The sequence below is a fragment of the Plantactinospora sp. B5E13 genome (assembly GCF_039871775.1).
Classification (GTDB): Bacteria; Actinomycetota; Actinomycetes; order Mycobacteriales; family Micromonosporaceae; genus Plantactinospora.
The window spans coordinates 127,553-140,185 of sequence record NZ_JBDPLT010000016.1 but is presented as its reverse complement, the minus strand read 5'-3'; the positions used below and the strand labels follow the sequence as shown (position 1 = coordinate 140,185).

10 protein-coding genes are annotated in these 12,633 nt (G+C 71.9%); all 10 read right to left on the bottom strand.

Features of this window, described 5'->3' with window-relative positions; all coding sequences use genetic code 11:
- Positions 1-8 precede the first annotated feature (8 nt).
- Positions 9-545 carry a hypothetical protein gene (locus tag ABGB05_RS17250; protein WP_347654422.1) on the bottom strand — a complete coding sequence of 179 codons (537 nt, stop codon included), beginning with the start codon at positions 543-545 and terminating at the stop codon, positions 9-11.
- A gap of 138 nt (positions 546-683) precedes the next feature.
- Positions 684-2,555: an ABC transporter ATP-binding protein gene (locus tag ABGB05_RS17245; RefSeq protein ID WP_347654460.1), complete on the bottom strand. Its 1,872-nt coding sequence runs from the start codon at positions 2,553-2,555 to the stop codon at positions 684-686.
- A 183-nt stretch (positions 2,556-2,738) separates the two neighbouring features.
- Positions 2,739-5,075, bottom strand: a complete 2,337-nt coding sequence (lon, locus tag ABGB05_RS17240; RefSeq protein WP_347654421.1) for an endopeptidase La — start codon at positions 5,073-5,075, stop codon at positions 2,739-2,741.
- 213 nt (positions 5,076-5,288) lie between these two features.
- Positions 5,289-6,341, bottom strand: coding sequence for a GAF domain-containing protein (locus tag ABGB05_RS17235; RefSeq protein ID WP_347654420.1), 1,053 nt, complete (start codon positions 6,339-6,341; stop codon positions 5,289-5,291).
- Positions 6,338-7,369, bottom strand: a complete 1,032-nt coding sequence (locus ABGB05_RS17230) for a helix-turn-helix transcriptional regulator (protein ID WP_347654419.1) — start codon at positions 7,367-7,369, stop codon at positions 6,338-6,340. The genes ABGB05_RS17235 and ABGB05_RS17230 overlap by 4 nt, the downstream gene beginning before the upstream one ends.
- Positions 7,370-7,641: 272 nt before the next feature.
- Entirely contained in the window at positions 7,642-9,261 is a 1,620-nt protein-coding gene (locus ABGB05_RS17225) for a fibronectin type III domain-containing protein (RefSeq protein WP_347654418.1), read from the bottom strand.
- 203 nt (positions 9,262-9,464) lie between these two features.
- Entirely contained in the window at positions 9,465-10,124 is a 660-nt protein-coding gene (locus tag ABGB05_RS17220; protein WP_347654417.1) for a 4-carboxy-4-hydroxy-2-oxoadipate aldolase/oxaloacetate decarboxylase, read from the bottom strand.
- Positions 10,121-10,837 carry a PIG-L deacetylase family protein gene (locus tag ABGB05_RS17215; RefSeq protein ID WP_347654416.1) on the bottom strand — a complete coding sequence of 239 codons (717 nt, stop codon included), beginning with the start codon at positions 10,835-10,837 and terminating at the stop codon, positions 10,121-10,123. Before ABGB05_RS17215 ends, ABGB05_RS17220 begins: the two co-directional genes overlap by 4 nt.
- The gene (locus tag ABGB05_RS17210; protein ID WP_347654415.1) at positions 10,834-11,769 is read right to left on the bottom strand and encodes a DUF6282 family protein; all 936 of its coding nucleotides are present in this window, start codon (positions 11,767-11,769) and stop codon (positions 10,834-10,836) included. Before ABGB05_RS17210 ends, ABGB05_RS17215 begins: the two co-directional genes overlap by 4 nt.
- Positions 11,770-11,891: 122 nt before the next feature.
- Entirely contained in the window at positions 11,892-12,605 is a 714-nt protein-coding gene (locus ABGB05_RS17205; protein WP_347654414.1) for a GntR family transcriptional regulator, read from the bottom strand.
- Positions 12,606-12,633 lie beyond the last annotated feature (28 nt).

Genomic DNA, 12,633 nt, shown 5'->3' with positions numbered 1-12,633 from the left:
CGGTCCCGTCACGGCATCTGGATCGGGTACGACCCCGGCCCGTACGGCATCGAACTGGGCTGGACCGGGAGGGTGTCGCGGCGCTCGGCCTGGGCGAACCCGGCCGACCGGTACGGCACCTGCGGCCAGCCGCCGGCCTCGTGGAACAGCCGCAACGCGGTCGCCACGACCTCGGAGAGCGGCTCGTTCGCCTCGATCTCGATCGTGGCGCCCGGGGTGTCGATCCGCACCTTTGTCTGGTGCGCGTCCTTGTCGTCCGACTTCGCGGCCGGGGTCTCCGCGCCGGACGGCTCGCCGCCCGGGGTCGGTGTTCCGGCCGGCACGGTGACCGTCGACGGCGAGCCGGTCGGCACGGCCGGCGGCTCCACCGACGGCGGCACCTCCGGCGCGGGGGCCGGTTCCGGCGACGTCTCCGGGCCGGGTGCCGGGGCCGGCAGCGGGGCCGTCTCCGGCGGCGGCGTCGTCTCGGGCGGGGAGGGCTGGGCGGGGACCGACCCGGAGAGCGACTGCGCGGGCTGTCCGGAACGGGGTGGCTCGAATGTCACCGGGCCATTGTCCGACCAATCCACCCCGACCTGCCACGTCCGATCCCGTCGGATCCCACTCGATCCGTCGGTCTTCCGACCCGGCTCTGTCGTGTCATGCCTGTTGTTGGCCGATCGCCGGGGTCGGTGTTCCCCGGCTCAGCCCGCGACCAGTTCGCCGTCCTCGACCCGCGCCGGGCTGTCCTGGGCGAACTGGGTGCGGTACAGCTCGGCGTACCGGCCGTCGAGGGCGAGCAGTTCGTCGTGGGTGCCGCGTTCCACGATCCGGCCGGCCTCGACCACCAGGATCTGGTCGGCGGCCCGGACCGTGGAGAGCCGGTGGGCGATCACCAGCGCGGTACGGTCGGCGAGCGCCTCGGCCAGCGCCGCCTGCACCGCCGCCTCCGAGGTCGAGTCCAGGTGGGCGGTCGCCTCGTCGAGGATCACCACCCGGGGGCGGGCCAGCAGCAGCCGGGCGATGGTCAGCCGCTGCCGCTCGCCGCCGGAGAGCCGGTAGCCGCGCTCACCGACCACGGTCTCCAGCCCGTCGGGCAGCGCCTCGACCAGGTCGGCGAGCCGGGCCCGGCGCAGCGCGTCCCACACCTCGTCGTCGGTCGCCTCGGGGCGGGCCAGCAGCAGGTTGGCCCGGATGGTGTCGTGGAACAGGTGCCCGTCCTGGGTGACCAGGCCGAGGGTGTCCCGGATCGACTCGAAGCTCAGGTCCCGTACGTCGACCCCGGAGAGGCGTACCGCGCCGGCGTCGACGTCGTAGAGCCGGGGCACCAGCTGGGCGATGGTGGACTTGCCCGCCCCGGAGGAGCCGACCAGGGCCACCAGCTGCCCCGGCTCGACCCGGAACGAGACGTCGTGCAGCACCTCGACGCCGCCCCGGGTGTCCAGGGTCGCCACCTCCTCCAGCGAGGCGAGCGAGACCTTCTCCGCCGACGGGTAGCCGAACCGGACCCCGGCCAGCTCGACCGAGACCGGCCCGGCCGGCACCGGCCGGGCGTCCGACTTCTCGGTGATCAGCGGCTTCAGGTCGAGCACCTCGAAGACCCGTTCGAAGCTGACCAGCGCGCTCATCACCTCGACCCGGGCGCTGGCCAGGGAGGTCAGCGGCGCGTAGAGGCGGGTGATCAGCAGGGCGAGCGCGACGACCGCGCCGGCCTCCAGGTCGCCGCGCAGCGCCGACCAGCCGCCGAGGCCGTACACCAGGGCCAGGGCCAGCGTCGAGACCACGGTGAGCGCGGTGAGGAAGACGGTCTGGACCATCGCGGTGCGGACCCCGATGTCGCGGACCCGGCGGGCCCGGTCGGCGAACTCGGCCGACTCGCGGCCGGGGCGGCCGAAGAGCTTGACCAGGGTGGCGCCGGGCGCGGAAAACCGCTCGGTCATCTGGTTGCCCATCGCCGCGTTGTGGTCCGCCGCCTCCCGGCCGAGCCGGGCCAGCCGGTTGCCCATCCGCCGGGCCGGCAGCACGAAGACCGGCAGCAGCACCAGGGCCAGCAGGGTGATCCGCCACGAGATGTTGATCATCACGACGAGGGTGAGCAGCAGGGTGACCAGGTTGCCGGCCACCCCGGAGAGGGTGTCGCTGAACGCCCGCTGCGCGCCGATCACGTCGTTGTTGAGCCGGCTGACCAGGGCGCCGGTCCGGGTACGGGTGAAGAACGCGACCGGCATCCGCTGCACGTGGTCGAAGACGGCGGTACGCAGGTCGAGGATCAGCCCCTCGCCGAGGCTCGCCGACAGCCAGCGGTTGAGCAGCCCGAGACCGGCCTCGGCGAGCGCGACCACGGCGATCAGCAGGGCGAGCCGGATCACCAGCCCGGGGTCACCGCCGCCGACGATGGTGTCGACCACCCGCCCGGCGAGCACCGGGGTGGCCACCGCCAGCACCGCCAACACGACACTGAGCAGCAGGTAGCCGATGATCCGGCGCCGGTGCGGCCGGGCGAAACCCCCGATCCGGCGCAGCGTGGCCATGGAGAACGGCCGCTTGTCCTGTTGCGCGTGGGTCATCCGGTACATCGAGTTCCACGCGGTGACTTCCATGCTCATCGCTACGCCCCTTCGCCCGGCCGCGGTTTCGGACCGTACCGGTGGGGTCCGACAGTAAAACCTCAACCATTGTCGAGGTCAACCGCGACCAGGGAGCCGAAACGACGGTGGGCGCCCACACCGTTGTGGGCGCCCACCGTCAGGTCAGGCGGATCAGGCGGCGGCGAGCGCCGGGCCGTCCAGCGCCTCCGCGCCGATGTCGGCCGGCCGCAGGGCCAGCGCCAGTACGTCGGCGACGTCGGCCAGGGTGTGCACGGTCAACGCCTCGCGCACCTCGGCCGGCAGGTCGTCCAGGTCCGGCTCGTTACGGGCGGGGATGATCACCTCGGTCAGACCGGCCCGGTGCGCGGCGAGCAGCTTCTGCTTCACCCCGCCGATCGGCAGCACCCGACCGGAGAGGGTCACCTCGCCGGTCATCCCGAACTCGGGGCGTACCGGGCGACCGGTGACCAGCGACGCCAGCGCGGTGACCATGGTGATGCCCGCGCTCGGGCCGTCCTTCGGCACCGCACCCGCCGGGAAGTGGACGTGGATCCGCCGCCCGGCCAGGGCGTTCGGGTCCAACCCCAGCTTCCGACCGTTCGACCGCAGGTAGGAGAGAGCGATCTGCGCCGACTCCTTCATCACGTCGCCGAGCTGCCCGGTCAGGGTCAGCCCCGGCTCGCCCTCCATGCTGGTTGCCTCGATGAACAGCACGTCACCACCGGCACCGGTCACCGCCAGCCCGGTCGCCACCCCCGGCACCGCCGTCCGCTCCGCCGACTCCGGCGTGAACTTCGGCCGACCCAGGTAGCTGGCCAGGTTGTCGGTGTCGACCCGGACCGGGCCCTCGGTCGAGGCCAGCGCCACCGCGACCTTGCGGAGGATCTTCGCCAGGGCGCGTTCGAGCTGACGTACCCCCGCCTCCCGGGTGTGCTCGCCGGCGATCGCGGCCAGGGCGGCGTCGGAGACGCTCACCTCGTCCACGGTCAGCCCGGCCCGCTCGATCTGCCTCGGCAGCAGGTGGTCCCGGGCGATCGCGACCTTCTCCTCCTCGGTGTAGCCGTCCAGGGTGACCAGCTCCATCCGGTCCAGCAGCGGGCCGGGGATCGCCTCCACCACGTTCGCGGTGGCCAGGAAGAGCACGTCCGACAGGTCGAGGTCGACCTCCAGGTAGTGGTCCCGGAAGGTGTGGTTCTGCGCCGGGTCGAGCACCTCCAGCAGGGCGGCGGCCGGGTCACCGGCGTACCCGACGGAGAGCTTGTCGACCTCGTCGAGCAGCACGACCGGGTTCATCGACCCGGCCTCGCGCAGCGCCCGGACGATCCGGCCGGGCAACGCACCGACGTACGTCCGGCGGTGGCCCCGGATCTCGGCCTCGTCCCGTACGCCGCCGAGCGAGACCCGGACGAACTTCCGGCCGAGGGCCCGGGCGACGGACTCGCCGAGGCTGGTCTTGCCGACTCCGGGCGGGCCGCCCAGGGCCAGTACGGCACCCGAGCCGCGACCCCCGACGACCTGCAGGTTGCGGGCCGCCCTCCGGTTACGCACCGCGAGGTACTCCAGGATCCGGTCCTTCACGTCGGCCAGGCCTGCGTGGTCGGCGTCCAGCACCTCGCGGGCCCGGACCAGGTCGGTGTTGTCCTCGGTCCGGACGTTCCACGGCATCTCCAGCACGGTGTCCAGCCAGGTACGGATCCAGCCCGCCTCCGGGGAGGCGTCGCTGGCCCGTTCCAGCTTGCCGACCTCGCGCAGCGCCGCCTCGCGGACCTTCTCCGGCAGGTCGGCGGACTCCACCCGGGAGCGGTAGTCGGCCGAGCCGTCCGGCTCGTCCTCACCGAGTTCCTTGCGGATCGCGGCGAGCTGCTGGCGGAGCAGGAACTCGCGCTGGGACTTCTCCAGCCCCTCGCGTACGTCGTTGTTGATCCGCTCGGTGACCTCCTGCTCGGCCAGGTAGTCCTTCACCCAGCCGACCAGCAGTTCGAGTCGGGTGGTCACGTCCGGCGCGTCGAGCAGTTCGATCTTCTGTTCCAGGGTGAGCCAGGGTGCGTAGCCGGCCGAGTCGGCCAGCTCCGACAGGTCGGTCATCCGCTCGACGGCGTCGATGACCTGCCAGGCGCCCCGCTCCTGGAGCAGGGAGGTGACCAGCGCGCGGTACTCCCGGGCCAGTTCCTTCGCCTTGCCGGCCGGAGCGGGTTCGGTGCTCTCGGTCGCCTCGACCCAGAGCGCGGCGCCGGGGCCGGGCACACCGGAGCCGATCCGGGCCCGGGCCAGGCCACGGACCACCGCGGCCGGTTCGCCGCTGGGCAGCCGGCCGACCTTCTCGATCGTGGCGATCACGCCGGTGGAGCCGTACTCCCCGTCGACCCGGGGTACGGCGAGCAGCTTCTTGTCACCCGTCGCCCGGGCGGCGTCGACCGCGGACTGGGTGGTCGCGTCGAGGGTCACCGGAATGACCATGCCGGGCAGAAGGACAGCGTCGGTCAGCGGAAGAACCGGAAGAGTTGCCATCGAACACCTGCCATCGTTAGTTGAGCTTGTACGACTCAAGTAACAAACGGTGTCCCATGTTCCGGCTTGTGACCCACGCCACGCCACCGACACTGTCCTGTCCACCGACAAAAACCCCGGCTGATCCGGTTAGCTAACCAAGCGGCCCACACTTCACCGGGACACGTCGATTCACGACATCCGAGCGGTGGGACCTCCATACCGGCCGTCCGGTCAGCCCCGTGGCGCCGTCCCTGCCCGGTGTGGGATGAACCAGCCCCGACGGGCCGCCCGCAGCAGGGCGACGTGCCGGTCCGGCGCCTGAAGCGCGACAATGCTCCGGCACACCGTGTCGATGACCGTGGTCAGCGGCAAATCCAGACCGACCGCGACCTGCTCGTCGGTCCAGCCGGCCAGCAGCAGACCCAGCACCACCAGCTCGCGCCGGTTCAGGACGGACCAACCCTTCGGCAGCGGGGCGAGCATCGCCAGTCCGAGCACCGGCGCCGGTGCGGCGGCGCAGCCCAGCAGCACGACCCGGAACAGACCGTCGATAGCCTCCGGGACATCACGCACCAGTTCGGACCGTTGTCGGACGGGCCAGAGAAAGGACACCGAGCCCTCGCCCCGTGGGGCCATCTCGTCGATCACCGCGAGCAACGGCGACCCGGCTGCCAGCAGTGGGTGCCCGGGCAGGCCGCACAGGGAGAACGGCTCGCCCGCACGGGTCAGCACCAGCCCGGCGACGGCGTCGTGGACTACACGCGCCAGTACCGCCAGCGACCGCAACGGATCGAGCGTCGCCGCGATCCGGGGTGCCAACACCCCGATCAGGTCCCGCTCCGCGTCGGTGGGGTGGCCCGCGTCCTCGGTGCTGAGCGCGAGCATGCCGATGTGGCGGCGATCCTGGCTGAGCAGACCGACCGCCAGCCCCTCCCGGAACCCGGCCGGCAGGTAGTAGTCGCTCCAGATCTCGTACTCGACGGCCGGTATCGGGTGGTCCCGGCCGCACTGCGGGACGGGCGACTCGGTCAGGCCCGCCTGTTCGGCCTGGTCCATCGATGCCCGGGTGCCGAAGTAGGTCTGGATCCGCTCGGGGTAGCCGGTTGACGTCACCTCGACGAACCGGTGGTTCCGATCGTCGGCCAGGGACAGCCACGCCGCGTCGTAGGGCACCACCTGGCGCAGCAGGGACAGCCACTGGGCCGGCCGGTCCTCCCCGATCGGACTCGCGGTGATCGCCGCCGCCTGGCGGACGATGTCGGGTAGCGAGGGGGTACGGGTCATCTGATGCTCCCGGTCAGTGATCGTGGCAGGTACAGACCCAGCCGGACCGCGCGTACCGCGGCCAGGGTGCGGGATGGGGCCGCCAGTTTCGCCAGGATGTGCTCGATGTGCGCGGCGACCGTCCGTTGGGCGATCACCAGGGTGTCGGCTATCCGATGGTTGGACCAGCCCTCGATCAGCATGCCAAGGATCTCCAGTTCCCGGCGGGTCAGCCCGTGCAGGTTGCCGGGAGGCGAGACCAGCACCACGGCATGCAGGTACGCCGGTGCATGATCCGGACAGGCCAACACACTGATTCGCAGGAACTCGCGGCACCCCGCGCCCGAGCGGTACGGACACAGAAACGCGGCGTGCGGCTCCCCCTCGGTCAGGCTCTCGGCCACCGCGCCGAGCACGGGCGAGCCGGGCCGAAGTACCGGATGGTCCGGCAGCCCCGCCAGCTCGACCACGTTCCCTGCCCGGGTCAGCACCACGCCGGCCGTCGCGTTGGCGACAATCCTGGCGAGGGTGACGATGGACCGCAGCGGGTCCACTCCCTCGGCGATCACCGGAGCGAGCAGGCCGAGGAAGTCCCGGACCGCGTCGGTCGGATGGTCGACGGTGTCGGTGTGCATGGTCAGCATGCCGACGTGGCGGCCGTCCGGGCTGAACAGCCCGACCCCGATGCCCTCCTTGAAGCCGGCCGGCGCGAAGTGCGTGCTCCAGGAGACCAGTTCGGCCACCGGGACAGGGGTGTCTTTGACCCGCAGCGGCGGCCGGTCCCGGTCCATTCCGAGCAGTTCCATCTCGCGGTAGTGCTCCAGCCCTCGCTGCCAGGCGATGGTCGACTCGGAGTAGCCGAAGCCGCCGAGTGATTCGAAGCCGCGATGCTCGGGATCCAGCAGATGAAGGACACCAGCCTGGATCGGCGCCAGTCGGCGCAGCACCGTGAACAGCTCCGCGACCCGCTCCTCCACGGTGACTGGTGACGCCACCACCCGCTCGATGTCCACGGCAATCTCAGCGGCACCGTCCGGCAGTTCGGTCACCCGGTCACCGTTCCGACGATGGGTGCATGGCCGTCCGTCCACTCCTTCGCCATATCGGCAGTCCTGTCAATCGACAACGGCGGCGCCGGTGCGATTACCTAAGGAAACGCTGATTCACGGCGTAGGACACGCGGCACCCCGGATCGGCATGTTCCCGACATCGGCCGCCGCCGGGGACCGCTACGGTCGTGGAGGGCGCGCACGCTCCGGCGCGCCCTCCACCCCCACATCCCACCGCCCACGGCCCGAGACGAAGGGCTTGCGCGGAACGGTCAGCCGGCCCGGCAGACGATGCCGTTCAGGATCGGATTGGCCGGCCCGGTCGAGCCCGAGGCGACGTACGAGATCGTCGCGCTGTCACCGGGTTCGAGACTCGGGCGGTGGCGCGGATGCCGGACGATGACACTGTCGCCGCCCCGGTTGACCAACTCGGCTCCCCAGACGCTGTACAACTGCTGGCTGGCCGGCAGGGTCCAGCCGAACGTCCAGTCGTCGAAGACCGTGGAGCCGGTGTTGCGGACCGTCATGTGCACCAGCATGCCGCCGGGCCACGTCGACACGTCGTAGGCAATCGTGCAGCTCTCCTCCGGTCCACTCCGGGTGGTCACGGTGATCGGCGCGGAGAGCGGGGACACGTTGCCGGCCTCGTCCACGGCCCGCACACCGAAGGCGTACGTCGTCCCTGCGGACAGGCCGTACACCACCGCACCGGTGCTCGGCAACGCGGGCGGGAGCAGCCCGACCGTGGCCACCACGGTGCTGCCGTCCGGGGTGATCGACACCACCTCGTACCGCTGCAGCACCACGTTGTCCGTGGACGGGGACCAGGTCAGACCGACCGTCTCCTCGCCCACCACGGTGGTGGCCAGGTCGGTCGGTGCGGTCGGCGGCTCGTCGTCCCCCGGCGGCGCGATGAACCGCAGCGTCGGCGGCGCCGCCGAACGGTTCCCGGCCGCGTCCACCGCGAAGACCCCGAACGTGTACGTCCGGGACGGCTGCAGGTTGGTCAGCCGGATGCTGTTCGTCGTCGTCCGGTGCAGCATCGCCACGTCGGTGAAGATCTGGGTCACCTCGTACCGCTCGACGCCGACGTTGTCGGTGGAGGCCGCCCAGGTGAGCAGCACGGAGGTCTCGGTGGCCTCGACGACGGTGATCTCACCCGGCCGGCTCGGCGGCGTGGTGTCGGCGTCCGCGTCGAGGGTCGTCACGCTGACCGACGGGGACGGCGCCGAGACGTTGCCGGCGTCGTCGACCGCCCGCACCGCAAAGGTGTACGACGTCTGCGGGGCCAGCCCGGTGACGGTGAACTGGTTGCGCCCCGGCGGGTGCTGCGAGGCGGTGCCGACCACCGTGCTGCCGTCGTCGGTGATCCGCAGGATCTCGTAGCGGTTGAGCATGATGTTGTCGGTGGAGCGGGCCCAGGTCAGCAGCACACTGGTCTTGGTGACCTGCGAGGCGACCGGCTGGCCGGGCACGCTCGGCGGCTGACTGTCCCCCGGTGGCTGGGTCACCGCCACGCTGTCGCTGTAGGCGGACCGGTTGCCGGCCGCGTCGATCGCGACGACCTGGTAGAAGGAGGTCTGCGAGGCCCGGAGGCCGGTGATCTCGATGCGGTTGGTGCTGGTGGTGTAGCTGTTGCCCACGTCGGTGTAGAAGCGGGCGACCTGGTAGCTGACCACGCCGACGTTGTCGGTGGACGGTGCCCAGGTGAGGACGACGGAGGTTTCGGTGGCCTCGACGACGGTGACCGGACCGGGCGTGGTCGGTGGTTCGGTGTCGTCGGCGGCCGCGTACGCCGGTGCGCCGCCAGCGGCGAGCGCGACGGCGGCGACGATCGACAGGCAGAGCGTGCGGGCCCTCCACCGGGCAGGACGGGATGATCGGTCGGACATGCGGATCCTCGCTCTCGACGGCCGGCGTCGAGGGCTTCCCCCGACACCCGGACATTCATCATGAGCGATGACTTCGCCGTGCGGTAACCACCGATCGAGCGGGTTTGACGCGAGCGGGTTGGCGCGACCGGCCCGGCTGGAACCGACGGCGGCGCGTGGGGAAGCCGTCCCGGGCTGCTGGGCCAGCCCGGGACGGCTCGTCCTCATCCGGCGGACTCGTCCTCCGCCCGCATCCCGTGCAGGTCGTAGCTGAGCTCGCCGGCCTCCAACCGGGCGCGCAGCCCGGCCTCCTTGGCGAGTCGGGCGGTCGTCGCGGCGGCCACCTCGGCCACGTTCTCCCGGGCGACGACCACCGCACCGTCGGCGTCCAGCACCACGACGTCCCCCGGGTTGACCGTCGCACCGCCCACCCGTACCGGGATGTCGAGTTCGCCCCGCTCGCGCTTGGTCGCCCCACGCACCCGTACCCAACGGGCCCAGATCGGCAGACCGAGGTCCCGCAGCTCGTCGGCGTCCCGCACCGAGGCGTCCACCAGTACGCCGACTGCGCCGGCGACCTTCGCCTGGGTGGCCAGCAGCTCGCCGACCAGGGCCACCGGGGCCGGTTCCGGCATGGTGAGCACCAGGACCTCACCGGGGCGCAACCGGGTCATCGCCTCGTGCACGGCCCGGTTGTCGTCCTGGCCGCAGCGCACCGTACGGGCCGGACCGGCGACCCGGGTCCCCGGGACGATCTGTGTCAGGTCGGCGTCGACCAGGCCGCGTCGCCCGGACGCCTCGTAGACGGCGGCCACCCCGGCGTCGGCCAGCGTGCCGAGCACCTCCGGGTCGATCGGAGCCGTCGTGTCGTCCGCCCCGCTCACAGCGTCCCCACCACGTTCGGGATCAGCCGCTGGAACGCCTCCGCCTGCTTGATCGCGGCGTTGCCGGTGACCCGACGGGCGTGGTTGCCCCGCTGGTCGGCCCGCTGGGTGTAGTACTCCCGAAGGTAGCCCTGGGCACCCATCGCCGCCATCGCCTCCTGCTTCGCCGGCATCACGTCGGTGATGTCGACGAAGACGGTGGGCACGAAACCGCACAGCTCGGGCTGGTGCGGCTCGAAGATCAGGAACTCCGAGGGCGGCGCGGTCTTGAACCCGCTGGAGACCCCGGCGCCGGCAGTGAGCTGCCGCGCGGTCGCCACCGCCGCGTGCGCCACCGGGTGGTCGGGGTTGAACGGGTCCCGGTCCGGGTGGGTGAGTACGACGTGCGGGGCGTACTCCCGCATCAGCCCGGCGAGCCGGTCGATGTCCTCGTCCCGGATCCGCAACGGGTAGTCGCCGAGGTCGAACGCCTCGAACGTGGCACCGACGGCGGCGGCGGCCCGCTCCGCCTCGGCGTGCCGCAGCCGCTTCACGTTCTCGATCGTCTGGTTCGGGTCCTTCCACAGCTCACCGGACTCGCCGCGCTCGCCGTAGGAGAGGGCGACGACCAGGGCCTCACCCCCGGCCGCGGTGTGCTTGGCGACCGCGCCGGCGGCCCGCCACACGAAGTCGGCCGAGTGCGCCCCGACCACCAGCATCCGCCGCTTGCTCATGCGATGACCTCAGCCTTCGCGGCGGCCAGGAAACGGGAGTTGACCACCGCCATGGTCTGGATCTCCTGTTCGGTGAAGCCGGCCTCCAGCAGGTGGTCGGCGAAGAGCGCCAGACCGTCCTCGACCGGCGGGTTGAAGGGCTGTCCCAGGTCGCTGGAGAGGATCGAGTGCTCCGGGCCGACCGCCCGGATGTTGGCGATCAGATCCGCCCAGGCGACCTTTCCGGTGTGCGGCGTGGTGAAGCAACGCTCCAGCAGCGCACCCGCCTCGGCCAGTTCCCGCTGCTGTTCCACCGGAAGCCGCTGCGAGGTGAACTCGGGGTGGGTGACCACGACCCGGCGTACGCCCTCCTCCTTGGCGGCCCGGACGACGGCCAGGATCTCGGCACCGTTCAGGTGGCCGGTGGCGAGCACCATGTCGTGCCGGGCGATCACCCGCAGCACCTTGCGCACCTGCTCCAGGACCCGTCCCTCGTCGTCGACGACCTCGACGACGTCCGGCACGATGCCCTGGGCGTGCAGGTCCGCCTGCAGCGCACCCCACATCGCCGGCTTGGACCCGGGCAGGTCGGTGGCGGTGCTGCGCCGCTGGTTACCGGAGTCCACAGTGGGCATCCACACCACCCGGGCGCCCTGGCGCCCGGCAACCTCGACGGCGGCCGGGTTCATTCCGCCCATGGCGCCGTTGAGGGTGACCGCGCCGAGGACGTCGACCTCGGGCACCACCTTGCGGACCACCGCCGCCCGCTCGGCCGTCGCCACGTAGTGCGACTTCAGGACGAAGCCGGCGAGGCCCACCTCGACGCAGCGGCGCGCCAGGTCGAGGTCGTCGATCCGGCGCTCCATCACGTCGGGACCCACGTGTACGTGGGTGTCGTACGCCCCGGCGACCAGGGCACGAGCCCGCGCGGACGGGACGGGATGATCGGACATGCTGCTCCTTGAGGGGCTCTGCCGCCGCGTCGGTTCACGACGGGCGGCCGGGACGGTCGGTTCGGATCGGTCGGGGTACGTGGGTCGGCACGAGCGGCGGTCGGCACGGGCGCGGCGCGGACTCAGGACGGACGGAGGGGGTTGACCGTCGCGGATCGCGCGCGGGCGGTGTTGGACAGGGTCAGTTCCACCTGGCCGAGATGACGGCGCATGGCGGCCTCGGCGGCGTCCGGGTCGCGGGCCGCGATCGCCGCCACGATGTCGGTGTGCTCACCGAGCGACTGGGCCGGACGGCCGGGCACCAGGATCGTCCGGTACTGGAACCGGACCAGTTGGGCCCGGAGCCCGCTGATCAGCCGGGCGGCGGTGTCGTGCCGCGCCGCCGCGATGATCGCCTTGTGCAGGCTGGCGTTGCCCTCGGAGTAGCCGAGCAGGTCGTCCTGCTCCAGCTTCTGGGTCATCCGGTTCAGCACCCGCCGCAGGCCGCCGATCTCCCGGGCGGTCGCGTTGATCGCCGCCTGGCGGGCGGCAAGTGCCTCGAGCACCGCCCGCACCTGGAGGATCTCGACCGCCTCGGCCTCGGTCACCAGCCGTACGTGGGCACCCCGGTTCGGGGTGAGCACCACCAGGCCGTCCTGCCCGAGCCGGACCAGCACGGTACGCACCACCGCGCGGCTGACCTGCAGCCGGGCCGCCAACTCCACCTCGATGAGCCGCTCGTTCGGCATCAGCTCACCGCTGCGGATCGCCTGCCGCAGCTGCTCGTACGCCTCGTCGGCGGTCCGGGTCGCCGGACGCCGCACTGTGGACTTCGCCTCCCGTGATTCGGTCGTCACCGCGTCACCCTCCGTGCCCATACATTGT

Bases quoted from the DNA above. Each gene is read 5' to 3' on its own strand.
- ABGB05_RS17235 (WP_347654420.1), bottom strand. From the start codon at position 6,341: ATGACCCGTACCCCCTCGCTACCCGACATCGTCCGCCAGGCGGCGGCG.
- ABGB05_RS17215 (WP_347654416.1), bottom strand. From the start codon at position 10,837: ATGAGCAAGCGGCGGATGCTGGTGGTCGGGGCGCACTCGGCCGACTTC.
- ABGB05_RS17225 (WP_347654418.1), bottom strand. From the start codon at position 9,261: ATGTCCGACCGATCATCCCGTCCTGCCCGGTGGAGGGCCCGCACGCTC.
- lon (WP_347654421.1), bottom strand. From the start codon at position 5,075: ATGGCAACTCTTCCGGTTCTTCCGCTGACCGACGCTGTCCTTCTGCCC.
- ABGB05_RS17210 (WP_347654415.1), bottom strand. From the start codon at position 11,769: ATGTCCGATCATCCCGTCCCGTCCGCGCGGGCTCGTGCCCTGGTCGCC.
- ABGB05_RS17245 (WP_347654460.1), bottom strand. From the start codon at position 2,555: ATGTACCGGATGACCCACGCGCAACAGGACAAGCGGCCGTTCTCCATG.